Genomic DNA, 23,899 nt, shown 5'->3' on the forward strand with positions numbered 1-23,899 from the left:
CGCGTCCGCCCCCAAGCGCCGGACGGGCAGCCCGTCCGGGCTTCGGGGGCGGCGCCCGGGGGGCGGTCCGAGGGGCGGTCCGAGGGGCGCGGCCCCGACTCGGCCCGTCCGGCGTTCGGGGACGAGGCAGCGCGGCCGCGCCGCGGGCCGGTGGGTACGGCCCGGACCGGGGGTCCGGGGGACGGGGCAACCGGCGGGGCGCGGGGGCCGGGCCCCGCCCGCCGGGAGCCCGTGGGGGCGCGGCCACCGTCCCACCGCGCGGAGCGCGGTGCCGGGCCGGGGGACGGGGCCCCGGAGGAAGCGGGGGAAGGGCGGGGGCGGGGCGCCCTCTTCCTGCACGTCCGCATCCGGCGGCGGCGCGGCGGCGAAGGCGGCCTGCCCGAACTCATGGCCGTCCTCGGGCGGTTCACGCCCGTCGCGCAGGCGCTCCCGCCGTGCGCCGCGGTCGCCCGCGTCGACGGCGCGCTGAGGCTGTTCGGCCTCGGCCCGGCCGACCTGGCCCGGAGGCTGCGCCTCCAGGCCGCCGCCTGGTACGGCCTGGACACGGCCGTCGGCATCGGCCCGTCCTGGACGGTGGCGGCCACCGCCTCCTCCCGCACGGGCCCGGACGGCGTCCGCCACGTACGGCCGGAGGACGTCGAGGACTTCCTCGGACCGCTCCCGGTGGGGGAGTTGTACGGGATCCGGCGGACGCAGGCCGAGGAGCTGGGCCGGCTCGGCGTGGAGACGATCGGGCAGCTGGCCGCCCTGCCCCCGGCGACCGCCCTGCGGATCCTGGGCCGGCAGGCCCGCCCGTTGCAGGAGCGCGCCCGGGGCGGCGACCGCCGCGCGGTCGTCCCGGGCCGGGCGACGGAGACGGTCGGTGTCCGGGCCGACTTCGCGGAGGACACGCTCGACGGCCCGCGGGCCCGCGCCACGGCCCTGCGGCTGGCCGCGGAGCTGGGCGCCCGGCTGCGCTCGCGCCACCAGGCCGCCCGCTCGGTCACCGTCGTCGTGCGCACGGCCGACCGGCGCGAGCTGTCGAGGACCCGGACGCTGCCCGCGCCCTCGCCGCACACGGACGACCTGCGCGAGGCCGTCTACGGCATCCTCGACGGATTCGGCCTCCAGCGGGCCCGCATGCGACGGATCGGCCTGGTCGCCGACGCCGTCGACGACACGCAGGCGCACACCCAGCTCACGCTGGACCGCGCCCGCGAGGCCCGGCTGCGCGTCGAGCCGGTCATCGACGCCCTGAACGCGCGCTACGGCCCCGGCACGATCGGCCCGGCCGCCGCCTTCGCGGCGTAGCCGCGGACGCGCCCGGAGGGGCGACACGTCGCACGAGTGCACGTCAAACGCCTTGACGAATTCATGACCATCCCGCAGCCTACTCGCAGGTAAGTTAACGACCTTTCAGCGCACGGCCGCTCATGGGCCGCTGTGCCGATGCCGTGCACCCTTCGGCACCCCCCACCCGCCCCCTCCCCTCACATCCCACCTGCGAGGAGACCTCCATGTCCGGAATGCGAAGACTGTTCCGCGCCCTGGGCGCGTACCTGGCCGCCCTGGCCCTGGTCCTGACCGCCGGCGCCGCCGCGACGGCGGCCCCCGCCCCCGCCGCCGGACGCACCGTCAGCAGCGGCTGGAACGACTACTCCTGCAGACCCTCGCCCGCCCACCCCCGCCCCGTCGTCCTCGTCCACGGCACCCTCGGCAACTCCGTGGACAACTGGCTCTTCCTGGCGCCCTACCTGGTGAACCGCGGCTACTGCGTCTTCTCCCTCGACTACGGCCAGCTGCCCGGCGTCCCGCTCTTCAACGGCCTCGGCCCGGTCGCCAAGTCGGCCGAGCAGCTCTCCGCGTACGTCGACCGGGTCCGCGCGACGACCGGCGCCGACAAGGTGGACCTCGTCGGGCACTCCCAGGGCGGCATGATGCCGCGCTACTACCTCAACTTCCTCGGCGGCGGCCCCAAGGTCAACTCCCTCACCGCGCTCGCCCCGTCCAGCCACGGCACGACGCTCTCCGGCCTCACCAGGCTGATGGACAAGATCCCCGGCGCCCGCGAGGCGATCCACGGGGTGACCCCCGGCCTCACCGACCAGGCCCTCGGCTCCGCCTTCCTCAAGAAGCTCAACTCCCGCCCCGACACCGTCCCGGGCGTCCGCTACACCGTCGTCGCCACCCGGTACGACGAGGTCGTCACCCCCTGGCGGACGTCCTTCCTCTCCGGCCCGAACGTCCGCAACATCCTGCTCCAGGAGCGCTGCGCCGTCGACGTCTCCGAGCACCTGGCGATCGGCACGGTGGACCGCGTGGCCTTCCACGAGGTCGCCAACGCCCTCGACCCCGCCTACGCCACGCCGTCGAGCTGCGCCTCCATGGTCACCGGCTGACGCCCCCGGTCACCCCTCGCCCTCGAACTCGCAGCACACCTCGTGCAGATGCCCGGCCTTCGCCGCGACCGTGACCTCGACGGGCCGCTCGTGATCGCTGTAGACCACGCGGAACGTCCGCAGCACGGGCAGGTCGCCCGGCAGCTCCAGCGCCGAGAACTGCTCCTGGGTGGGCACGCGGGCCGCGACCCGGTCCACCCAGCGGCGCGGCGGATGGCCGAGTTCCGCCAGGAGGGCGGGCGTTCCGCCGGGGATCCGGCCGCGCTCGGCGATCGCGGTGCCGCGCGCGATGTCGAGCGGGTAGAAGGACTTGACCAGCTCCGCCGGTTCCCCGTCGGACAGCAGCAGCCGGGACCGCATCAGCACCGGCTCGTCCCGGGCGAGGTTGAGCGCCGCCGCGACGTCCGCGGGCGCGGCCACCTCGGCGACCTCCAGGAGCCTGGCGCGGGACCGGCCGCCGGCGTCCGGATCGGCGTACGCGCCGGCGGGCGCCGTCCGCTGCCGGTGCGGGCGGACGGTGACCGCGGCGCCCGGCCGTCCCACGACGAGACCCTCCGCCTTGAGGGCCTGAAGCGCCTTCTGCACCGTGGCGTTGGAGGCGCAGAACCGGTCCTTGAGCCGCTGGGTGGAGGGCACCCTGCCGTCCGCCGGCAGGGTGCCGGACATGATCTCGTCCCGCAGGTCCGCCGCGATGCGCTGGTGGAGCGGACGCCGGTCGGACGCGCCGGCCCCCTCGCCGCCGTTCATGGATGCTGCCTCCCGCAGGGTCGCTCGCGCTACCCCCGAACCCTACTGCGCCGCGCCAACTGCCCGCTCACCAGGCGCCCTTGCCGCCTGTCGCGAACAGCGATAGGGTCGCGCACCCCGGGCGCCTTCGCGCACGGGCGGTCCGTTGTGCCGTGTACCACTGGGGAGTTGAGCGATGCGTGATCCGCGCATGTCCGTCCGGGCCACAGGCCGCCGCGTCGCCACGGTCACCGTGACCGGTGACGGCGTCCGCGTGGGCGACGTGGTGGCGATCGGCGGGATTCCGCACCGGGTGCGGGACGTCCGGTGCGTCCTCCCGGCGCGCACCCGGCTGGAGTTCGAGGACGGCAACGCGTACGTGGTGGGCCGCTCCCACCCCATCGAGGTCGCGCGGGCCTTCCCCTTCCCCGGGCCGATGCCGTCCGGCCCCCGCCGCTGACCCGTCCTACCCCGCGGCCGGCGCCGTCGTGCGGGCCATCTCGAACTCCCGGGCGTCCTCGCCCTCCCGGACCGACTGCACCGCCCCCGTCCGGACGAAACCGTGCCGGGCGTAGAGCCGTTCGGCCGGGTCGTTGCCCTCGGTGACCCACAGCCGCAGGCGGGCGAAGCCCTCCTCGGCCGCGCGGGCGAGGGCCGCTCCGACGAGCAGGCCGGCCGCGCCGCGGCCCCGGGCGGAGGGGGCCACCCACATCGAGACCAGATCGGCGTCCCCGGCGGACTCCGCGGGCACCACCGAGACCAGGCCGCACGGCTCGCCCCCGTCCTCGGCGAGGAAGGTGCCCCGCCGGGCCAGGCGCCCGCGCCACGTCTCCTCCGTGAACGCCTTCTCCCCGGCCCAGGTCGAGCAGAAGGCGTACGGCGCGTCGGCCAGGGCGGCCAGCCGGACCGTCCGGTACAGCCGCCACTCGTCCGGGGCCAGCGGGCGAACCGTGATGTCTGCCATGGGCGGACCCTGCCACCCGGCGGCGCGCGGGCGCAAACGGTTTTCCCCGGCGCGTCCGGCACGCACGGGCGCGGTCGACATAACGGCCCATAAGGTCCGTACGGCGGAGGTGAATTGACATGCTTAGGGCTGCCTAACCTAGTCTTTCCCGGTGTGACCGAGGCCCGCCGCACCGGTGCGACCGCACGGCCGGGACTCCTCGCGCTCCGTCCCACCGACTCCGTCACCTGGGGCTTTCCGTCGGGTCCGGCCCAGCGCCGCCGACGGGGACCGGATCGACCGTGCGTGGTGGAATGTCCGGCTTCCCGTCGATGGGAGATCTCATGAGCGACCGCCGTCCCGAGCCCTCCGCCCGTCCCGCCATACGCCCCCACGAACTCCCCGACGCCGCCGAGCGCGAGCTCCTCGCCCGGGTGCTCGACGCCCTCCTCCGCGAGGACGCCTACCGGCTGCGCGGCACCGCGCACCGGCACCGCCGTCCGGACGGGGACTGGCTGGCCCTGCGCGCCGGGGGACGCGTCGTCTGCGTCCCTGTCACCGGGGACGGCCTCCGCGAGCCGGTCCGGGTCCGCCGGCCGCTGCTGGAGACCGGCGGCGCCACCGTCACCCGGCTCGCGCCCGCCCTGGCGGTGCTGCGCTCCGCCGCCGGGCCCCGGGACCGGCCGGGCTTCGACGCGTTCGCCGCCGAGTGCGCCGAGGAGCTGGAGGCCCTGCGGCTGCGCGAGCGGCTGCGACCGGACGTCGCCGAACGGCTCGCCGCCGCCCACGGCCCCGGCCCCGCCGCCTGGAAGGGCCCGCGCGGCTCCCTCGCCTTCGACACCCTCGCCGCCTTCCGCCCCCACCCGCTCCACCCGGCCGGCCACGCCCGCTCCGGCCTCGCCCCCGGCCAACTCACGGGCCACGGGCCCGCGTTCCACCCCGGCTTCGCGCTGCGCTGGCTCGTCCTGCCGGACACGGCGCTGCGCACGCGGCCCGCGGACCCGCCCGCCTGGTGGCCCACCCCCGAGCGGCTCGGGCTGCCCGGCCCGGCGGACGGCCGCACCGCGCTGCCGGTGCACCCGCTGACCGCCGGCGAGCCGCTCGCCCGGGCGCTGCGCGCCCTCGGCGCGGAGGGCGCCCACCTCGCCGACAAGTCCCTCTGCGACGTGGTGCCGACGCTGTCCGCCCGCACCGTCGCCCTGGCCGACGACCCCGCCCTCCGCCTGCGGCTCCCGCTGGGGGAGCGGCGTCCCCTCCCGCCCGGCTCCCTCGCGGACGGCGCGGTGACGCAGCGCCTGCTGGAGGAGGTCCTCGCCCGCGAGCCGCGGCTCTCCCCGGCCGTCCTGCTCGCCGACGAGCGCACGTACCTGGACGCCGGACACGGGCTCCTCGCCGCCCTGGTGCGCCGCCGCCCGGACGGGCTCGCCGGCGCCCACGTCGTCCCCGTCGCCGCGCTGCCCGCCCGGGCGCCCGGCGGCGGCACGGTCGGCGACGCGCTCGCCGCCCTCTACTACGGCGGTTCGCCGCGCGCGTTCCTCGACGCCTACGCGGCGCTGCTCCTCGACTGGCACACCACGCTCTTCTCCTACGGCGTGGCCCTGGAGTCGCACCCGGGGAACGTCTCGGTGGTGCTCGACGCGCCCGGCGGCCGCACCCGGCTCCGGCTGCTGTACGAGGACCACGGCGGCCCGCGCGTCAACGCGGTGCGGCTCGCCGCCCGGCTCGGCGGCCAGGCCGCCGACCTCCTCGGCTTCGCCGACCGCCGCGTCCTCGCCGGGCACGACGGGCCGGTCGCCGACCTCTTCGCCGCCGTCACCGTCCACCAGTGCGCGGGCGCGCCCGCGGCCGGCCTCCTCGGCGACGACGGCCCGTCACTGGTGCGCGACCGGCTCGCCGAGGCCGTGGACCGGCTGGAGCCCGGCCCCGCCGCGGTGCTCCGCGCCCGGGTGCTGGACGCCCGGCTGCTGCCCGTCCAGGCGATGCTGACGGCCGGGACCCTCCGCGCGGGCGCGGCGGAGGAGACCAAGCACTATGTGAACGGACCCAACTACCTGCGGCGACCGGCGGGCCGAACGGCCGATGGCTGATTCCGTACGGGTTTTACGAGGCAATGGTTGGTACATGCATCTATAAGGCGTAGCGTCGCCACGAACCAACGGGGGCCCCGACCACCGCCACGAAAGGGGACACCGCGCCATGTGCGGAATCACCGGATGGATCGCCTTCGACCAGGACCTCACCGCCGACCCCACCGCCCGTCCGACGCTGGAGGCGATGACACGGACCATGGCGCTGCGCGGCCCGGACGCGGAGGGGGAGTGGGTGGACGCCCACGCCGCCCTCGGCCACCGCCGTCTCGCCGTCATCGACATCGAGGGCGGCCGCCAGCCCATGCTCGTCCAGCGCGACGGCCGCACCCAGGCCGTCGTCACCTACAGCGGCGAGGTCTACAACTACCGCGAGCTGCGCTCCGAACTCGCCTCCCGCGGCCACACCTTCCGCACCAGCAGCGACACCGAGGTCGTCCTGCACGCCTACCTGGAGTGGGGCGAGGGCTTCGCCGAGCGCCTCAACGGCATGTACGCCTTCGCCCTGTGGGACGCCCGCACCGAGGAACTCCTGCTGGTCCGCGACCGGATGGGCATCAAGCCGCTCTACTACGCGCCCACCCCCGACGGCGTCGTCTTCGGCTCCGAGCAGAAGGCCCTGCTCGCCCACCCCGCCGTGCGCTCCGTCGTGGACGCCGAGGGCCTCGCCGAGGTCCTCGCCTTCGTCAAGACGCCCGGCCACGCGGTCTACCGCGGGCTGCACGAGGTCCGTCCCGGCCACATCGTCCGCTTCCGCCGCGGCGCCGCCCCTTCCGTCCGCCGCTACTGGGCCCTCGAGGCCCACGAGCACACCGACGACACCGACACCACCGTCGCGCACATCCGCGAGCTCCTCGACGACATCGTCGCCCGCCAGCTCGTCGCCGACGTGCCGCTGTGCACCCTGCTCTCCGGCGGCCTGGACTCCTCCGCCATCACCGCCCTCGCCGCCAAGGGCCTCGGCGCGGCCGGGCGCGGCCCGGTGCGCTCCTTCTCCGTGGACTTCGTCGGCCAGACCGAGAACTTCGTCCCCGACGACCTGCGGTCCACCCCCGACGGCCCGTACGCCCACGCCCTCGCCGAGCACGTCCGCTCCGACCACCGCGACATCGTCCTCGACACCGCGACCCTCATGGACCGCGGCCACCGCCGCGCCGTCCTCGCGGCCCGCGACATGCCGCTCGGCTTCGGCGACGGCGACACCTCCCTCTACCTCCTCTTCAAGGCGATCCGCGAGCAGTCGACGGTCGCGCTCTCCGGGGAGTCCGCGGACGAGGTCTTCGGCGGCTACAAGTGGTTCCACGACCCGGCCTCCGTCAACGCCGACACCTTCCCCTGGATCGCGGCCGGCGTCGCCGACACCTTCGGCGGCGGCCGGAGCGGCGGCTACGCGGCCCTCCTCGGCAAGGACGTCCTCGACGCCCTCGACCTGCCCGGCTACATCGACGCCCGCTATCGCGAGGCCCTCGCCGAGGTCCCCCGGCTCCCCGGCGAGACCGGCCACCAGAAGCGCATGCGCGAGATCAGCTACCTCCACCTGACCCGCTTCGTCCAGATCCTCCTCGACCGCAAGGACCGGGCCAGCATGGCCACCGGCCTGGAGGTCCGCGTCCCCTTCTGCGACCACCGCCTCGTCTCCTACGTCTTCAACACCCCCTGGTCCATGAAGACGTTCGACGGCCGCGAGAAGTCCCTCCTGCGCGCCGCCGTCCGCGACGTCCTCCCCGCCGCCGTCGCCGACCGCGTCAAGAGCCCCTACCCCTCCACCCAGGACCCCCGCTACGGCGAGGCCCTCCGCGCCGAACTCCGCCAGCTCGCCGCCGACAAGGACGCCCCCGTCCGCCACCTCCTCGACGACTCCGCCCTCACCACCGCCCTCTCCCCCGACTCCGGCACCCGCTACCGCGGCGCCACGGAACTCGTACTGGGCCTGGACGCGTGGCTGCGGGACGGGGGGATCGATCTGAAGCTGTGATCCACCCCCGGTGGGGCGGCCGGCCGCCCCACCGGCCCGCCGGCGGCGTCCGTCACCGGCCCGGCGCGGCGGCCCTCCGGGCGAGCCGCGCGGCCGCGGCGCCGAGCGCGCCGCGGAGGTCGTCGGCGTCGGTGAGCACGTTCCACCGCCCGTCCCGCGGGAAGCCCCATACCCGGTGGCCCGCGTATCCGCCCGGCGGCGGCACGAACAGCTCCGGCCTCTTCTGGACGGACGCCGCCAGGGCCCTGCACGCCCCGGCGCGCGGCGTCCTGTACGCCGTCGTCTGCGCGGCGGGGCCCGCCAAGGACGCCGGGCGGCTGGTCACGGCCGCGGTGGAACGCGGCTGGGACGTCCGCGTGATCGCCACACCCGCGGCCGCCGAGGGGAGTTCATCGACTGTGCCGGGCTGGAGGCGGCCTCGGGGCGCCCGGTGCGCAGCACGTGGCGCCGCTCCGGGGAGGAGAAGCGCAACTCCGCCCGCCGACGCGGTCGTCGTGGCCCCGATGACGGTGAACACCGCGAACAAGTGGGCCGCGGGGATTGCGGATACGTACGCGCCGGGGGTCGTGGCGGAGGCCGTCGGGCTCGGACTGCCCGTCGTGGCCCTGCCGTTCTGGTCGACGGCCCTCGACGGGCATCCGGCGACGCGGCGTTCGGTCGAGGTGCTGCGCGGGACGGGCGTCCGGGTGTTGTACGGGGAGGGGGAGTGGCTGCCGCATCCGCCGGGCACGGGCGGACAGCGGCTGGATGCGTACCCGTGGCGGCTCGCCCTGGACGCCGTGAACCGGTGTGCGCGGCCCGCTCCTGCGAGCCGTGCCGGCGGCGCGACCGCGCGGAGCAGGCGTCGGTGACCGCAAGCCGGCCCCGGGCGGAGCCGGACGGAGCGGCCTGCCGGCCGGGCGCCGCCCGCTGACGCACAATGGGGGACCGTACAACCGCCCCACCAGCCAGGAGTACCGACATCGTGACCCTGCACGTGACCGTCGACCAGGACGCCCCCGAACCGCCCTACGAGCAGATCCGGGCCGGGATCGCCGAGCAGGTCCGCTGCGGGGAGCTGCCCGTGGGGTACCGGCTGCCGACGGTGCGGGGATTTGCCGGGCGGCTCGGGGTGGCGGCCAACACGGTGGCGAAGGCGTACCGGGTGCTGGAGGCCGACGGGGTGATCGAGACGCGGGGGCGCAACGGGACGTTCGTCGCGGCGGCGGGGGACACCGCGGAGCGGGAGGCCGCGGCGGCCGCGCGTGGCTATGCCGAGCGGGCCCGGCGGCTCGGTCTGGACCGGGCCGCGGCCCTCGTCGCCGCGGAGGAGGCGGTACGCGCCGTGTACGACGCCTGAGTTCGGGCGGAAGCCGTCCAAACCGTACGGCCCGCCGATACCCTTGCGGTGATGGGACGTCATGCCGGGGGGCCGTGGTTGTCGAAACGGGGGCGGTGGCGCCTGCTGGCGCTGCTCGCGGCCGTCGCGTGCGCGCTGGCCCTGCTGTTCACGGTCCGGCTCGGCGGCGGGGGATCCCGCGGCGGCGGGGCGGGCCACGACCGGCGGGCCGCGGTGGGCTGGGGCTTCACCCACACCAAGTACAGCGCCGACCGCGGCGAGGACGGCGCCCGGCGCACGGCGGCCGGGCTGCTCTCCGCCGACCCGATGCCGCAGAACCAGCACATCATGGGCTGGGGAGCGGACAACCCCGAGCCCAGACCGGGCAGTTACAACTTCACCGACCTCGACCGGCGCGTCGCGCTGATGCGCCGCACCGGCGCGACCCCGGTCCTCACCCTGTGCTGCGCGCCCGACTGGATGAAGGGCGGCGGAGCGCGCACCGACTGGTCCCAGAAGTCCCTGGAGAAGGCGCCGCTGCCGGCCCACTACAAGGACTTCGCCCACCTCGCCGGCGTGGTCGCCAAACGCTACCCCGACGTCCACCACTTCATCGTCTGGAACGAACTCAAGGGCTTCTACGACGAGTCGCGCAAACGCTGGGACTACGAGGGCTACACCGAGCTCTACAACCTCGTCTACGCCGAGCTGCGCAGACAGCGGGACGACGTCCTCATCGGCGGCCCGTACGTCGTCATGGACAGCAACTCCCCGGCGTCCGCCTCCAACGCCTCGTCCCTGCAAGGCCCTTGGGGCGTCGTGGACCAGCGCGCCCTCGACGCGCTCCTCTACTGGAACCGGCACAAGACCGGCGCCGACTTCGTCGTCGTCGACGGCTCCAGCTACACGAGGGACGGCAGTCTGCTCCTCCCCGACGAGTTCCGCGCCACGCAGAAGTTCGCCGACGTGACGGCGTGGCTGAAGGACGCGACCGGCCTGCCGGTGTGGTGGGCCGAGTGGTACGTCGAGCCCCCCGACGCCCAGGACAACCGCGCCGGCTGGACCGAGCCGCGCCGGGTCGCCGTCCAGGCGACGGCCATGATGCAGATGGCACGGGCGGGGGTCGCGGGGGCCTTCTACTGGAACCCGGAGAGCGACACCGGGGCGTGCCCGGGCTGCCTGTGGAGCAGCACCGAGCTGAGCGACGGGGGGGCGGGGCTGCCGATGATGGACCTGCTGGCGCGCTTCGGGAAGGTGTTTCCGCCGGAGGCGGGGGTGCGGGTGCCCGTCGTCGAGGGCGAGGCGCGGGCGCTCGCCGGGCGGGGGGCGACGCTGGTCGTGAACACGACCGATCACGGGGTGAGTGCGAAGGTGGACGGGCGGGGGATGGAGCTCGGGGCGTACGAGGTCCGCTGGCTCACGCCGTAGCGTCCGCCGGCCTCCCCTCCCCTTCCCTCCCCTTCCTCTCCCGGCAACGGCAATCGGCTACGACATCGTCGCCAGCCGCCACACCAGCACCGCCCCCAGCACCACCAGCAGCGGCACGGAGAACCAGAACGAGCCCTGGAGCCAGCGCAGTTGGCGGACGCCGGTGCGCATGCCGACGCGCGTCAGCTCCCGGACCGTGAGGAGGACGAGCAGCAGGAGCGCGGCCAGGCCGCCGACCACCGAGACCGGGTTCCAGGTCACCCGGGGGCCGGGCGGGCCGGGCCGGGGGGCGGGGGCCGTGCCGGAGGGCGGCGAGCGGAGCTCGTACAGGACCGCGTCCGGGTTGGAGAGGACCGGGCGGAGCTGCGGGCTGGCGCCGAGGGACGAGCGCAGGCGCCCGTCCCAGTCCGCCGCGTAGCCGGCGCTGAGTTCGAGATTCGCGGACTGGCCGCGGTTGACGACGAGGTAGGAGTTCGGGCCGGCCGCGCGGAGGGCCTTGACGAGGGCCGCGGCGCCCGCGGGCCCCGGGTCCCGGGGGGCGAGCGTCGGCTCGTACAGGACGCGCTCCATGTCCCGCGCGCCCCAGGGGAGCGCGGGGGTCACGTTGTTGACCGGGTCGCTGCTCATCCAGAGCAGCCGCACCGTCGGACGGTCGTGCGCGTACACGTAGTCCATCGCGGCGACCTCCCCCGCCCGCACCCGTTCGAAGTCCTCGTTGCCCCAGCGGGCGACCAGGAAGCCGAAGGCGAGCAGGAGCCCGGCGGTGAGGGCCGCCAGCGGGGCGGCCAGGGCGCGGCGGCGGCGCGCGGCGCCCGGGAAGAGCGCCAGGGCTGCCAGCACGCACGCCCCCGGGACGGCGAACAGGAAGACGCGCAGCGCCACTTCGCCGCCGTAGGACTGCATGCCGAAGGCGAGGAAGGGGACGCAGGTCAGGACCGCGAGCGAGACGTCCGAGAGCCCCGCCCGGCGGCGGCGCCACCAGCCCGCGGCCGCGAAGGCGAGCACCCCGCCCGCGAGGGCGACCCGGACGTACAGGACGAGCTTGTGGACGGGGTTGCCGCCCTCGATCCGCCCGGAGACCGACGAGGAGACGTTGCCGCCGAGCGAGCCGAGCCCGCCGAAGAGTTCGTCGAAGTGCCCGGACCAGTACGGCTCGGCCAGGAAGCCGATCCACACCGCCAGCATCACCCCGCACAGCAGCGGCAGCCCGCGCAGCACCGAGCGGCGTGCGAGCACCAGGGCGGTCACCACGCCCAGCATGACGAACGGGGTCAGCTGGTGGGACGCCACCGAGGCGGCGAACAGGGCGATCAGCAGGGCCAGCAGCGCCGTCAGCTCCCGCCGCCCGGCCGGCTCGACACGCCGCTCACCGGGCACCCGCCGGCCCGGGAGCTGGCCGGGCCAGCGGAACCAGACCAGCAGGACGGCCACGAAGAGCAGATAGAAGAGGTAGTTGAGGGCCTGGGGGGAGAAGTAGTCCTGGCCGACCCAGCCGCAGAGCGCGAAGAACCACAGCGCCGTCCACTTCGCCCGCCACCCCGCCCGGACCGCCCGCAGCAGCAGGGCCAGCGGCGCCAGGCACGCGAGCTGGACGGCCGACGGCCACCAGCGCAGCAGCTCGGTCAGGTCGTGGACGCCGCACGCCCGCGCGGCGAACGCGGCGAGCGCGAAGAAGCCGGGCCAGCTCCAGCGGGCGTCCAGGTCGGGCGCCGCGGTGCCGGTGCGGTCGATGTGGTCGAGGAAGCCCAGGTGCTGCCAGGCCGTCGCGAAGCGCGGCCGGTCCTCCAGCACGGCCGGCAGCGCGTGCAGGGACACCACCGTCGCCAGCAGGACGGCCGTCAGCAGCCAGGTGCGCGGCCGGGCGGGGACGAGGGCGGCGGCGAACGCCGCGACGAGGACGGCGGTGCCCACCAGCGTCGTGGTGGGCAGGACGGAGACCAGGCCGAGCCCGCCCATCCCGTCCAGGTTGACCTCGCCGAGGGCCTTCAACGGCGTCCAGTACAGGGCGAGTCCGGACAGCAGGAGCAGCGCGACGCCGGTCTCGGGGCGCCACCACGCGGGCGGGCGCCTGCCCGGGGAGGGGCGCCACCACGCGGGCCGGTGCCGGGCGCCCCTGGCGTCCTCCGCCGGACCGTCCGCCGGCGCCCCGTTCTCCGCCGCCGGCGCCGGGCCCTCGGCCCTCGCCCCCGCCCGCAGGACCAGCGTGTCCGGCGACGGCCGGACGTCCGGCCGCCGCTCCAGGTGGTCGAAGTCCAGCCGTACGCCCAGCGGCAGCGTGTCCGCGTCGAGCGCGGCGCGCAGCGCCCAGCGCGTGCCGTGGCCCGGGGCGGGCTGCGCCGGTTCCTCGTGGCGCGCCGTGCGGTCCGGGAGGTCCGCCAGGTCGCCGTCCGGCGCCGTCGCGTCGGCCGCCGCGGGGCGGCGGGCCGCGCCCGGGGGGGAGGCCGCCCGGAGGATCCCGCGGAGCTTCACCGCCGCGATGGAGACGATCACCGTGAGGCTGGAGATCTCCGCCACCCCCGCACCCGTCAGCCCCATGCGCGGCAGGAGCAACAGCGTCAGCCCCAGCACCAGCAGGCACAACAGCCCCTGGAGATAGGCGAGTCCGGCCGTGCGGCTCTGCGCCCGCAGCACCGCGAAGTACGTCTCCATCACCACGCGCAGCGCCGCCCCCGCCGCGAACCACCGCAGCAGCGGCGTCGCCTCGGTGTAACCGGGCCCGAACGCCGCGAGGATGTACGGCGCGAGGAGGAACAGGCCCCCGCACACCGGTGCCATGATCTTCGCCATCCGGCGCAGCGCCGCCCGGCAGTTCTCCGCCAGCCGCTCCGGGTCGTGCGAGCCCTCGACGGTCAGCGAGGCGCCCATGTTGATGGCGAGCAGGTTGACCGTGCCGCCGATGGTGGAGGCGATGTAGAAGTACGCGTTCTCGCTGGAGCTGATCTGCGCGGCGACGAGCACCGGCACCAGGTAGACGACGGCCAGCGAGAACAGCGACCCGGTGTAGTCCCCGGCCAGGAAGCGGCCGATCTCCCGGGCGCCCGCCGGGCGGGCGGTCGCCTCCGTGGCCCGTACGTGCGCGGGCACCAGCCGCCGGAACACCAGCCAGCCCAGCGGCAGGACGGACGCGCCGATCGACACGACCCACGAGACGAACACCCCCGACGCCGGCAGCACCGTCGCCAGCGCGATCAGCAGCGCCAGCTTCACGGCCGAGAAGACGGTGTTGCCGACCGGCACCCACACCGCGCTGCGCAGCCCGGTCAGGACGCCGTCCTGGAGGGTGAGCACGGACCAGGCGATGACCGCGGCGGTGAAGCCGAGCCCGTGCGAGAGCCCGCCGAGCACCCGGTAGGACGGCCCCCACCAGCCGAGGGTGAGCAGGAAGACGCCCGCCGCGGCGGCGACGATCACCGAACTGCCCGCGTAGGTGCGCAGCACCAGGCGGCCGGTGGTCCGGCCGGCGACGGGGATGAAGCGGGCGAGTGCCCCGGTCAGGGTGACCGCCGTGAGCCCGGCGAGCAGCTTCATCGCGGCGATGGCGGCCGAGCCGCGGCCGACGGACTCCTCGCTGTAGTAGCGGGCCGCGACGAGCCAGAAACCCACCCCGAGGACGGCGCTGATGCCGGTGTTGAGCATCAGCGCGAAGGCGTTGCGGAACAGCTGGCTCCCGTCGCCCCCGCCGCGTCCCGGCAGCCGTAGCCTGCGGCCCGCCGGTTCCACCGTCCGCTCCTCGGTCCGTGCGGACAGCCCCGGTTCGGAGGTGTCCTGTGTGGACGTGTCAGCCACGCGTCTCTCTGGCCCTTCCGATGCTTGCCGTGCTCGCCGTTCTCACCAGCCGCCGGGCCCCCCGGACGACCGCGTACCCCTTGGTCAGGGCCCGGTCGGCCGCGAACAGCCGGCCGACCGCCCGGCCGTGCACCATGCGCTCGAAGTCGCCGGCCGAGGTGGTGCGGCGCACGGTCACCCGCCGCAGCGCGTACGGGCCCTGGGCGCGCTCCGCCAGGCCGTTGCCGACCGCGAGCGAGATGCCGAAGCCGGCCGCCCGCACCGCCCGCCGCACCCGGCGGCTGGAGTAGCCGTAGGGGTAGGCGAAGGAGACCGGCGGCCGGCCGAGTTCACCGGTGAGTATGTCGCGGCACCGCTCGATCTCGAACGCCAGCCGCGCGTCGGCGAGTTGATCGAGCTGCGGATGTGTGTGGCTGTGCCCGCCCGCCTCGGCGCCGGCCGCGGTGAGGTCGCGGAGCTGGTCCCAGGTGAGCATCACGTCCAGGGCGCCGGCGGTCTCGTGCTCCCCGCGCAGCCAGCCGGTGGAGACGAAGACCGTCGACGGGAAGCCCCGCGCCGCCAGCACGGGGAGGGCGTGCCGGTGCACGCCCTCGTAGCCGTCGTCGAACGTGATCAGCACCGGTTTCGGCGGCAGCGGCCGCCGGTCCCGCCAGGCGGCGGCCAGCTCCCGCGTGGTCAGCGGCACGAAGCCGGCCGCGTCCAGCACCGCCATCTGCTCGGCGAACGCCTCGGGGCGCACGGAGAGCCCGCGCGCGGCCCGGGAGGGCGCGTGCGCCACGGAGTGGTACATGAGGATCGGCACGGGGCCGCCGGTGTCCGTCATGCGACGGCCTCCTCGCCGCCGGCGCCGGCCGGACGGCCCGTGCCGGCCGCCGGAGCGCCCGGCACGGCCGCCACCGCGAACCGCCCCGCCCCGCGCCGCGCGCGGGCCAGGCCGACCGCGTAGCCGCCGGTCGTCACGGCCAGGCCAGCGACGATCGCGCCGGCCCGGCCCGCGCCCCCGGCGCGCCCGAGCAGCGCGTCGCGCAGGCCGCGCACCACGCCGGCCGGGAGCACGCGGGTGGTGTAACGGCGCTCGCTGGCCAGTCCGTCGCGCGTGCCCACACTGTGCGCCACCAGGGCCTTCGAGAGGCCCTCGGCGTACGCCCGCGTGCGGAAGTAGCCGAAGCGCTCCCGCTCGGGCGGCACCCGGTGGTGGATGACGGAGCGGTCGTCGATGAGCAGCACCGCGTCCGGCACGGCCCGGCACAGCCGGATGCACAGCTCGGTCTCCTCGCAGCCCAGCGGCAGCCGGTGCCCGTCGCGCCCGATGCCGCTGGCGAACCCGCCGACGGCGAGCAGGCCCGATCTGCGGAACGAGGCGTTCCCGCCGAGGACGTTGCGCACCCGCACCCGGCCGGGCGGCAGACCGCGGTAGGTGCAGCCCACCACCCAGTCGAACTCCTCCGGGAACCAGGCGGGCCGCCCCCGGGAGGCCCACACCGGTTCGGTCCGGCCGCCCACCGCCATCACCCGGGGGTCGGTGTAGCCCTCGGCGAAGTGCCGCAGCCAGTCGCGCTCGGCCACCGCGTCGTCGTCGAGGAAGGCGATCACCTCGCCGGAGGAGGCGGCGACGCCGGTGTTGCGCCCGGCGGACAGCCCGCGCGGCCCGGCGTTGGCCAGCACCCGTACGCGGCCGTCGTCCGCGTAGTGCCCGGCGAGCCGGCGCAGCAGCGCCGGGTTGTGGTCCACCACCACGAGGGTCTCCAGCGCGGGGCGGGACTGCGCGGCCACCGAGGCCACCGCGGCGAGGATGTCGCCCCAGCGGTCCTCGGTGTAGACGCAGATGACCACCGACACGTCCGGCGGCGCGTCCGGCGTCGCAGCGTTCAAGAGACTTCCCCGCGGCTCGCGGCCGGGGCGATCGCCAGGGCCGGGCGCCCGGGGCGCTTGCGCCGCCGGGAGCCGCGCTCGCGCAGGATCACCCTGAGGACCCGCAGCCCGTCGCGCACGGCGCGCAGGTTGCTGGCCCCGTGGATGCGCACGAACTCGTGACTGGGGATCTCCTGCACCTTCAGGCCGGCCTTGACCACTCTGATGTTCATCAGCGTCTCCACCTCGAAGCCGGCGCAGTCCAGGGCGATGTCGTCCAGGACGCGCTTCCAGAAGGCGTTGTAGCCGTAGCACAGATCGGTGTAGCGGGCCCCGAACTTGTGGTTGACGAGCGAGCACAGGACGCGGTTGCCCAGCTTGCGGACGGGCGTCATGTCGTCCGTGCCGCCGCCGTTGGCGAAGCGGGAGCCCTTGGCGAAGTCGGCCCCGCCCACCAGGGCGGAGACGTAGCTGACGATCTCGCTGCCGTCGGCCGAGCCGTCGGCGTCGACCATGACGATGATCTCGCCCGAGCACGCGGCGAAGCCGGTGATCAGGGCGTCGCCCTTGCCCTTGCCGCGCTGCTCGACGACCTTGACCGAGGGCCACAGCTCCCGGGCCACCTTGACGGTGTCGTCCGTGGAGTTGCCGTCCACCAGGACCACCTCGTGGATCCAGGAGGGCAGGGTCTTGAAGACGTACGGCAGGTTCTCCGCCTCGTTCATCGCCGGGATCACCACACTGACCGGCGGCGCTATGGCGAACTGCGCGGTCACCGGGCGGTACTGGGCGGGTGGTTCGAGCGGGCGGCCGGATTCGGCCCGGCCGTCGGATGCCGGGGCCGGGTCAGAAGCCTGACCGGCCGCCGGGCGCAGGAACGAGCTCATGAGTCTCTGTTTCCCTCTCGTCCGGTGGACCGCCCGCCCCCGAGCGGTCCCTTGAAGTGTCCGGTTCGAAAAGGGGGTCTCGTCCTGCCTCGTACGACGGCGGAACCGCCGTGCTCACAGGGCGAGTTGGCGAGTAGCACAGGCCGCGCGGCACGCGACCCGGACCGGCTGGGCCGGCCGGGCGCGGCACCCCCTGCCGCGCCCCGCCCCGGAACCATCGCGCGGCGACTGGAACCCCTCCCCGGAGCCGCAGGAACTGATGGACCGATGCGGGTAGATGTACGACGGTATTGAAGCTTGAGACTGTATGGCAAGAGGTGAGCCGGACTCTCCTCCTTTGGTGTCCTTTGTTCCTGACGTGCCGTCCGCTGTGCGGACGCGCGCGCCGGAGCGCCCTGCCGTTTACGCGCCCCGCCTGAGCCGCCCCACCTGCTTGAGCAGCCGGTCGGCGGGTTCGAAGAGCTGGGGGCGCGCGAGCACGGCGTTGCGCAGCGCGCGCACCGGCGCACGCCGCGCCCGATACCCCAGGGCCACGGGGTGACGTCTCGTCACCCACCCCTCGGAGACGCTGAGTTCGCGCGTCTTCAGGGAATCCTTGTACGCCTTGCCGCCCCGCCCCAGGTCCAGGTACGCCAGCCCCGCCGCGGCCGCCCCCTCCGCCATCCGCACATGCAGCACCAGCCCCGGGGAGTACTTCGCGAAGTCCGGGTCGTACGCCGGGAACCAGCACGCCAGCACCGTCGGCGACCGCAGCCCGAAGTGCGCCGCCACCGGCCGTCCGCCCGCGTACAGCACGGACAGCAGGCCGCCGAACGACGCGGAGCGGGTGTGGAAGAGCTGCTCGACGAGATGGGATATCCAGGGGCGCGCGAAGCGGTCGCTGCGCCCTGTTCTTCGGTACTGCGCCGACTTCCAGGCGATCAGCCGGCGCAGCACCGCGGGATCGCGCTCGTCGTGCACGTACCGCACCCCGCCGGCGTCGCGGCCCAGCCGGCGCTCCTTGGCGAGCGTGGTGCGGGTGAACTTGGGCGACTGCTTGCGCAGCTGCGCCAGGTACGACGGGAAGCCCTGCTCCACGTCGATCACGGGCGAGGCGAACGAGCCGGAGGCGCTCGCCTCGAAGGGCTTCTGGCCCTCCACGAGATGGTCGAACTCCCACAGCGACAGCCCGCACGCGTCCAGCAGTTCCCGCGCGTCCCACTGGAAGCCGGGCCGGTGCACCAGGCCCTGGGCGTCCGAGACGCCCAGCCCGACCGCCCGGCCCACGCCCAGGGAGGTGCGCTGGTACGGGAAGAACGCCGCGGGCACCCCCTCCTCCCGCACGACCGCTATCCGGGTCCCGCGGCGGCAGCGCCCCACCGCGAGCGTGAACTCCGGTGCGAGGAAAGGATTCGCGAGCTGCGGCGAGCCGTCCTCCACCGCCCGGGCCTGCATGGCCGACCACGCCGCCCGGTCCGCGGCGGTCAGCTCGCCGGGGCGGCGCACGCTGATGTCCACGTCAGGACGTCCGGCTTCCCGTGGAGCGGCCCCGATGGCGCCACCCGTGGGCGAGCAGGAAGAGCAGCAGGCTGACGGCGCCGACGGCGGCGACGCCGCCGCGCACCGACCAGCTGTGCAGCGCGAGCATGGTCTGGGCGGTCAGCAGGTCGACCGCGACCGCCCCGCCGCCGGCCACCACGGCCCGGCTCAGCGGGTCGAGCCCGCGCAGCGCGGCCGCGATCCCGCAGGCGGGCGCGGTGAGCAGGAAGAAGAGGGTGAACGGGGCCCGCAGCGGCGAGCCGATGTCCGCGAGCGCCAGCGCCGCCCCCACCCCCGCCATCGCGACGGCGGCTCCCGCGACCACCGGGAGCGAGTCCGCGGCGGGCGGCCTCCTCCCGGAGCGGCCGGGCGGGCCGGTGGTGGCGGACGGGGCGGTGGTGCCGGACGGGGCGCCGTCCGGTGCGTGACCGTCCGCGTGACCTTCGATGGTGTCGATATGGAGTTCACCGGGATCGCTGAAGCTCTGCATTGGCGACTTAGCCCCCCGAAGCGCCGGATGCCGGGCTTCAATGTCGCGCAACGGGCGAAGGCCGTCAAGATGTGAAGGGCGTGCGAACGGCCTTCGGCCGATGCCTTCGGGCGCAACCGGAAGCCTTCCGTCGGATGAACGCCGGAGAAATCTGTTTTCCCGTCATTTCACCGTCGTACAAGGGTTTCCGGCCGTCGCACGGGAGAGCCCCGGCACCCCCGTTCGAGTGGTGGCGGACGGCGTCGTGGTGAAGGCGGCGGGCGGACGGAGTTCACGACGTGGCCACCCGGGCAGGGGATCATCGCAAGTTTTGACATGGACACTTCCAGCAGCCCCGTGGCGCTGCTACCACGGGGATGGCAGAGAACCCTTGCTAGGGAGGATCCATGAACGTGCACCGCCTCACCGGTGCCGCATCGGCCGTGGCCCTCACCGTCCTGATCGCCCTCACCGGGACCGGCGCGGCGCACTCCGCGCCCAGACCCGCCGCCGGCCCGGCCTACGTGGCGCTCGGCGACTCCTACTCCTCGGGCGTGGGCGCCGGTTCGTACCAGGACGACGCCTGCAAGCGCAGCGCCAAGGCGTACCCGGCCCTGTGGGCCGCCGCGCACGGCCCCGCGTCCTTCGCCTTCACCGCCTGCTCCGGGGCCCGCACCGGCGACGTCCTCGGCAAGCAGCTCGCCCCGCTCACCGCCTCGACGGGGCTCGTCAGCCTCAGCGTCGGCGGCAACGACGCCGGCTTCTCCGACACGATGACCGCCTGCGTCCTCGACGACGACCAGGCGTGTCTCGACAAGATCGACACCGCGAGCGCCTTCGTCCGCACCCAACTCCCCGCCAGACTCGACGCGGTGTACGACGCCGTCCGCTCCAGGGCGCCCCGGGCGCGCGTCGTGGTCCTCGGCTACCCCCGCTTCTACCGGCCGGCCGCCGACGACTGCGTCGGCCTCAGCGAGACCAAGCGGACGGCCATCAACGAGGCCGCGGACCTGCTCGACTCCGTCATCGCCGGCCGGGCGGCGGCCCACGGCTTCTCCTACGGCGACGTCAACACCACCTTCAAGGGCCACGAACTGTGCTCCGGGAGCGCGTGGCTGCACAGTGTGACCTTCCCCGTCGACGAGTCGTACCACCCGACGGCGGGCGGCCAATCCGGCGGCTACCTGCCCGTGTTCACCTCGGCCGCGACCCGCTGACGGCGGGGACGGCACCCGGTGCGCGACGGCCGTACCGCCCTGCGCGCGTTCGTCCGCCGGCCGGTGACGGACCCGGCCCGGCCGGTAACCGGCCCCGGACGGACGCCCGCAGCGGCCGCCGGGCGTCGCGCATCCCTCCCCGGGGCGAGCGATTGGGGGTGAATGTACCGCAACGGAGGGTGATTTCCGCCCGGTCGGAAAGGTTCCGGAACCCCGCGATGAGCTGGGGATACGGCAGGTTCACGCCAGCGGCGTCAACCCCCTTGACGGGGTGGTGAATCCGTTCGCGGATGCGCGGGTGACGCGATGGGGCGATAGGGTTACCCTGCCTTGGCCGGGTGCCTCGTACGGGTGGGGAGTCTCATGGACCAGATAGCAATGCGCAGCAGGCCGCGCGTGCCTGCGATCGATTGCGGGAGCGGCGCGTCCAGCGCGCGCCTCGACCGCCACCTCGCGGTGCTGGGTGGCCCCGCCCTGGACCGGCGCGAGGTGGAGGGCGCGACCCTGCTGATGCGCGAGCTGACGGCGCGCGACCACGCGCCCGCGGCCGGACCGAGCCGGACGGCGCGGGTGTCCCTGTTCGCGCCCCTGCGCCGGCTGCGCCGGTCGCTCTTCGGCAGCCGCAGCTGACGCCCCCTCCCGCCCCGCACCCGGCACCCCGCCCTCCCGGCCCGTTCCCGCGCCGCCGGCCGTCCACCCGACCCGTCCGGCACGCCCCGGCGGCGCGGCGCCTCAGTGGGCGTCGACCGTGACGGTGAAGGAGAAGCGGTCGCCGCGGTAGTGGATGCGCGCCACGTCCACGACGCGGCCGTCCCCGTCGTAGGTGACACCCGTGTAGTGCAGGATCGGGCTCAGCAGCGGTACGTGCAGCAGCCCGGCGGTCTCCGGGTCGGCCAGTCGTGCCTCCACGGTGTCCGTGATGCGGCTGATGCGGACGCCGAGTGCGTCGCGCAGCACCTTGGTCATCGGCCAGCGCGTCAGGTCGTCCAGGTCGATGCGGCCGGCCAGCTCCGGGTGCACCAGGTTCTCCGCCCAGTTGACCGGCTCGTCCGTCTCGCCGTCCCGCCGCAGCCGGCGGAAGGCGACCGCCTCGGACAGCCCCGGGAAGTGCTCCGCCAGATCGACGGGGACCGGGGCCGGGCCGTGCCCGAGGACGGTGGTGCGCTCGCCGGACTGCTGGGCGACGATCGCGTCCACCGAGCCGAGCAGCCGCACGGGGGAGCCCCGGCGGGCGCTCGGCTCGATGAACGTCCCGCGCCGGCGGTGCCGGCTGATGAGCCCCTCGGCCTCCAGCTCCTTGAGCGCCTGCCGCATCGTCAGCACGCTCACGCCGTAGTGCGCGGCGAGCGCGTCCTCGGTGGGCAGCCGCAGCGGATCCCCGGGGCGGCGCCCGAGTATCGAGGCGCGCAACGACTGCGACACCTGGTACCACAGCGGCAGCTTGCGGTTGAGCGCGAGGGAGTCGGGGGCGAAGACGGTCACGGGCAACTCCGGCTCTGCGGGCGGGACGACGGGCGGGTGGTCAAGGGCGGTAGTGCCGCTCCAGACCCTGCCACACGCCGTCGTATCCGGCCTGGAGGTGCCCGGCACCCGCGGCCTGCCCGGTGAGCGTCACCGGCCAGCGGGTCTCGAACATGAACGCCAGCCCGTCGTCGATCTTCTGCGGCCGCAGCTCGGCGGCGCTCGCCCGGTCGAACGTCTCCCGGTCCGGCCCGTGCGCGGACATCATGTTGTGCAGCGAGCCGCCGCCGGGGACGAAACCCCCCTCCCCGGCCGTCTTCGCGTCGTAGGCGCCCTCGATCAGGCCCATGTACTCGCTCATCACGTTCCGGTGGAAGTACGGCGGGCGGAAGGTGTCCTCGCCCACCAGCCAGCGCGGCGCGAAGACCACGAAGTCCACGCCGGCCAGGCCCGGGGTGTCGGACGGCGAGGTCAGCACCGTGAAGATCGACGGGTCCGGGTGGTCGTAGCTGATCGTCCCCAGGACGTTGAACCGGCGCAGGTCGTAGACGTACGGGACGTGGTTGCCGTGCCACGCGACGACGTCGAGGGGAGAGTGGTCGTACGTCGCGGCCCACAGGTTGCCGCAGAACTTGTTGACCACCTGGACCGGGCCCTCGCGGTCCTCGTACGCGGCCACCGGCGCGAGGAAGTCCCGTGCGTTCGCCAGGCCGTTGGCGCCGATGGGGCCCAGGTCGGGCAGGACGAAGGGCCGCCCGTAGTTCTCGCAGACGTAGCCGCGGGCCGTGGCGTCGAGGAGCTCGACGCGGAAGCGTATGCCGCGCGGGATCAGGGCCACGTGCCCCGGCTCGGCGCGCAGCAGCCCGAACTCGGTGCGCAGCAGGAGGCCGCCGCGCTCGGGGACTATCAGCAGCTCTCCGTCGGCGTCGCTGAACACCCGGTCCGTCATGGAGGAGTTGGCGGCGTAGAGGTGGATCGCCATGCCGGTGCGCTGCGTCGCGTCGCCGTTGCCGCCCAGCGTCCACAGCCCCGCGAGGAAGTCGGTCCCGGCCGGGGGCTCGGGGAGCGGGTTCCAGCGCAGCCGGTTGGGGTCGGGGACGGTCTCGGTGAAGGGGGCGCCGCGGAGGCCGCCGTTGTCGACCCGGGTGAACGGGGGGTGGGCGGCGGACGGGCGGATCCGGTACAGCCACGACCTGCGGTTGGTGTGCCGGGGTTCGGTGAAGGCCGTGCCGCTGAGCTGCTCCGCGTAGAGCCCCAGGGGGGCGCGCTGCGGGGAGTTGCGCCCTTGGGGGAGGGCGCCGGGGGTGGCTTCGCTGCTGTGCTCGTTGCCGAAGCCGGGCTGGTAGGTGAGGGTTTCGGCCGTCTTGCGGGCCTGTTCGTCGTTGTCCGTGCCGGGCATTGAGTGCTCCCACGTGCCGGAGGAATCCTATGGGTGACCGTAGGATTTGGGGGTGCGGTGCGTCAATGTCGTGCGGCGGCTCTTTTTTCTCCCCGCCCCGCCCTTTCACCGTTTCTCCCGGGGCTCCGCCCCTCGGCCCGGGGCGGCGGGGCCCACTGCGCTGCGCGCAGGCGGCGGGGGCTTCGCCCCCTGCGCCCCGTTGTGGTGCTGCGCCCCTTGCCCTGCGGGGGCCGCGCTGGGCGCGGTGGCTGGACCGCGCTGCCGCGCGAGGGGCGGGGGATCGCGCTGCGCCCCCCCCCGCACCGGGGCTTCGCCCCTGCACCCCACCGGGGGCTTCGCCCCCTGGACCCCTGCGAGGTTGCGCCCCCTGGCCCCCTCTTCGGGGCTGCGCCCCGGACCTCGCAACCGCGCTTCCCGAATCTCCAGACCGGTACATCTGGAGTGATCTTTGGTGGC

The 23,899-nt window shown here is 75.0% G+C and carries 21 protein-coding genes and 1 pseudogene; 11 read left to right on the forward strand and 11 right to left on the reverse strand.

Annotated features, from left to right (window positions below; genetic code table 11):
- Window positions 1-231: 231 nt before the first annotated feature.
- Window positions 232-1,290: a DinB/UmuC family translesion DNA polymerase gene (locus tag AC230_RS34395; RefSeq protein ID WP_049718191.1), complete on the forward strand. Its 1,059-nt coding sequence runs from the start codon at window positions 232-234 to the stop codon at window positions 1,288-1,290.
- 206 nt (window positions 1,291-1,496) lie between these two features.
- Window positions 1,497-2,378: an esterase/lipase family protein gene (locus tag AC230_RS22675; protein WP_049718192.1), complete on the forward strand. Its 882-nt coding sequence runs from the start codon at window positions 1,497-1,499 to the stop codon at window positions 2,376-2,378.
- Between the two features lie 9 nt (window positions 2,379-2,387).
- Here AC230_RS22675 and AC230_RS22680 read toward each other — a convergent pair whose 3' ends face one another.
- The gene (locus AC230_RS22680) at window positions 2,388-3,125 is read right to left on the reverse strand and encodes a GntR family transcriptional regulator (RefSeq protein ID WP_049718193.1); all 738 of its coding nucleotides are present in this window, start codon (window positions 3,123-3,125) and stop codon (window positions 2,388-2,390) included.
- 175 nt (window positions 3,126-3,300) lie between these two features.
- On the opposite strand from AC230_RS22680, the gene AC230_RS22685 reads away from it, so the two are divergent.
- Entirely contained in the window at window positions 3,301-3,564 is a 264-nt protein-coding gene (locus AC230_RS22685; protein WP_049718194.1) for a hypothetical protein, read from the forward strand.
- Window positions 3,565-3,570: 6 nt separating this feature from the next.
- Here the strand turns inward: AC230_RS22685 and AC230_RS22690 are convergent, their stop codons facing one another.
- Window positions 3,571-4,068, reverse strand: a complete 498-nt coding sequence (locus AC230_RS22690) for a GNAT family N-acetyltransferase (protein ID WP_049718195.1) — start codon at window positions 4,066-4,068, stop codon at window positions 3,571-3,573.
- 323 nt (window positions 4,069-4,391) lie between these two features.
- On the opposite strand from AC230_RS22690, the gene AC230_RS22695 reads away from it, so the two are divergent.
- Both AC230_RS22695 and asnB read left to right on the forward strand, forming a co-directional pair.
- Window positions 4,392-6,134 carry an IucA/IucC family protein gene (locus tag AC230_RS22695; protein WP_049718196.1) on the forward strand — a complete coding sequence of 581 codons (1,743 nt, stop codon included), beginning with the start codon at window positions 4,392-4,394 and terminating at the stop codon, window positions 6,132-6,134.
- A gap of 109 nt (window positions 6,135-6,243) precedes the next feature.
- On the forward strand, window positions 6,244-8,109 hold the full coding sequence (gene asnB / locus AC230_RS22700) for an asparagine synthase (glutamine-hydrolyzing) (RefSeq protein ID WP_049718197.1): 1,866 nt from the start codon (window positions 6,244-6,246) through the stop codon (window positions 8,107-8,109).
- A 52-nt stretch (window positions 8,110-8,161) separates the two neighbouring features.
- Here asnB and AC230_RS33995 read toward each other — a convergent pair whose 3' ends face one another.
- Window positions 8,162-8,434, reverse strand: a complete 273-nt coding sequence (locus AC230_RS33995) for a hypothetical protein (RefSeq protein ID WP_241833381.1) — start codon at window positions 8,432-8,434, stop codon at window positions 8,162-8,164.
- Between the two features lie 7 nt (window positions 8,435-8,441).
- On the opposite strand from AC230_RS33995, the pseudogene AC230_RS34745 reads away from it, so the two are divergent.
- From AC230_RS34745 to AC230_RS22715, 4 genes and pseudogenes are all read left to right on the forward strand, one after another.
- Window positions 8,442-8,609 (forward strand): annotated as a pseudogene (locus AC230_RS34745) (flavoprotein); the annotation flags it as partial.
- Between the two features lie 3 nt (window positions 8,610-8,612).
- Window positions 8,613-8,960, forward strand: a complete 348-nt coding sequence (locus tag AC230_RS22705; RefSeq protein WP_422125642.1) for a hypothetical protein — start codon at window positions 8,613-8,615, stop codon at window positions 8,958-8,960.
- Between the two features lie 113 nt (window positions 8,961-9,073).
- Window positions 9,074-9,448, forward strand: coding sequence for a GntR family transcriptional regulator (locus AC230_RS22710; RefSeq protein WP_049718198.1), 375 nt, complete (start codon window positions 9,074-9,076; stop codon window positions 9,446-9,448).
- 51 nt (window positions 9,449-9,499) lie between these two features.
- Entirely contained in the window at window positions 9,500-10,855 is a 1,356-nt protein-coding gene (locus AC230_RS22715; RefSeq protein ID WP_049718199.1) for a glycoside hydrolase family protein, read from the forward strand.
- A 57-nt stretch (window positions 10,856-10,912) separates the two neighbouring features.
- Here AC230_RS22715 and AC230_RS22720 read toward each other — a convergent pair whose 3' ends face one another.
- From AC230_RS22720 to AC230_RS34000, 6 genes are all read right to left on the reverse strand, one after another.
- Complete coding sequence (locus AC230_RS22720) at window positions 10,913-14,641, reverse strand: lipopolysaccharide biosynthesis protein (protein WP_049718200.1); 3,729 nt, start codon at window positions 14,639-14,641, stop codon at window positions 10,913-10,915.
- Window positions 14,634-15,464, reverse strand: a complete 831-nt coding sequence (locus tag AC230_RS22725; protein WP_049718201.1) for a polysaccharide deacetylase family protein — start codon at window positions 15,462-15,464, stop codon at window positions 14,634-14,636. The genes AC230_RS22720 and AC230_RS22725 overlap by 8 nt, the downstream gene beginning before the upstream one ends.
- The gene (locus tag AC230_RS22730) at window positions 15,461-16,513 is read right to left on the reverse strand and encodes a glycosyltransferase family 2 protein (protein WP_049718202.1); all 1,053 of its coding nucleotides are present in this window, start codon (window positions 16,511-16,513) and stop codon (window positions 15,461-15,463) included. The genes AC230_RS22725 and AC230_RS22730 overlap by 4 nt, the downstream gene beginning before the upstream one ends.
- Complete coding sequence (locus AC230_RS22735) at window positions 16,510-17,379, reverse strand: glycosyltransferase family 2 protein (protein WP_049718203.1); 870 nt, start codon at window positions 17,377-17,379, stop codon at window positions 16,510-16,512. The genes AC230_RS22730 and AC230_RS22735 overlap by 4 nt, the downstream gene beginning before the upstream one ends.
- 402 nt (window positions 17,380-17,781) lie before the next feature.
- Window positions 17,782-18,876: a GNAT family N-acetyltransferase gene (locus AC230_RS22740; protein WP_049718204.1), complete on the reverse strand. Its 1,095-nt coding sequence runs from the start codon at window positions 18,874-18,876 to the stop codon at window positions 17,782-17,784.
- 1 nt (window position 18,877) lies between these two features.
- A complete protein-coding gene (locus AC230_RS34000; protein ID WP_078871506.1) occupies window positions 18,878-19,387 on the reverse strand; it encodes a hypothetical protein in 510 nt (169 codons plus the stop codon).
- A 386-nt stretch (window positions 19,388-19,773) separates the two neighbouring features.
- On the opposite strand from AC230_RS34000, the gene AC230_RS22750 reads away from it, so the two are divergent.
- Both AC230_RS22750 and AC230_RS22755 read left to right on the forward strand, forming a co-directional pair.
- Window positions 19,774-20,583, forward strand: a complete 810-nt coding sequence (locus AC230_RS22750) for an SGNH/GDSL hydrolase family protein (protein WP_049718205.1) — start codon at window positions 19,774-19,776, stop codon at window positions 20,581-20,583.
- A 363-nt stretch (window positions 20,584-20,946) separates the two neighbouring features.
- Window positions 20,947-21,213, forward strand: coding sequence for a hypothetical protein (locus tag AC230_RS22755; RefSeq protein WP_049718206.1), 267 nt, complete (start codon window positions 20,947-20,949; stop codon window positions 21,211-21,213).
- A 102-nt stretch (window positions 21,214-21,315) separates the two neighbouring features.
- Here the strand turns inward: AC230_RS22755 and AC230_RS22760 are convergent, their stop codons facing one another.
- Both AC230_RS22760 and hmgA read right to left on the reverse strand, forming a co-directional pair.
- The gene (locus tag AC230_RS22760) at window positions 21,316-22,065 is read right to left on the reverse strand and encodes a GntR family transcriptional regulator (RefSeq protein ID WP_049718207.1); all 750 of its coding nucleotides are present in this window, start codon (window positions 22,063-22,065) and stop codon (window positions 21,316-21,318) included.
- Between the two features lie 40 nt (window positions 22,066-22,105).
- Window positions 22,106-23,443, reverse strand: coding sequence for a homogentisate 1,2-dioxygenase (hmgA, locus tag AC230_RS22765; RefSeq protein WP_049718208.1), 1,338 nt, complete (start codon window positions 23,441-23,443; stop codon window positions 22,106-22,108).
- Window positions 23,444-23,899 lie beyond the last annotated feature (456 nt).

Origin of the sequence: Streptomyces caatingaensis (assembly GCF_001187435.1) — a bacterium.
GTDB lineage: Bacteria > Actinomycetota > Actinomycetes > Streptomycetales > Streptomycetaceae > Streptomyces > Streptomyces caatingaensis.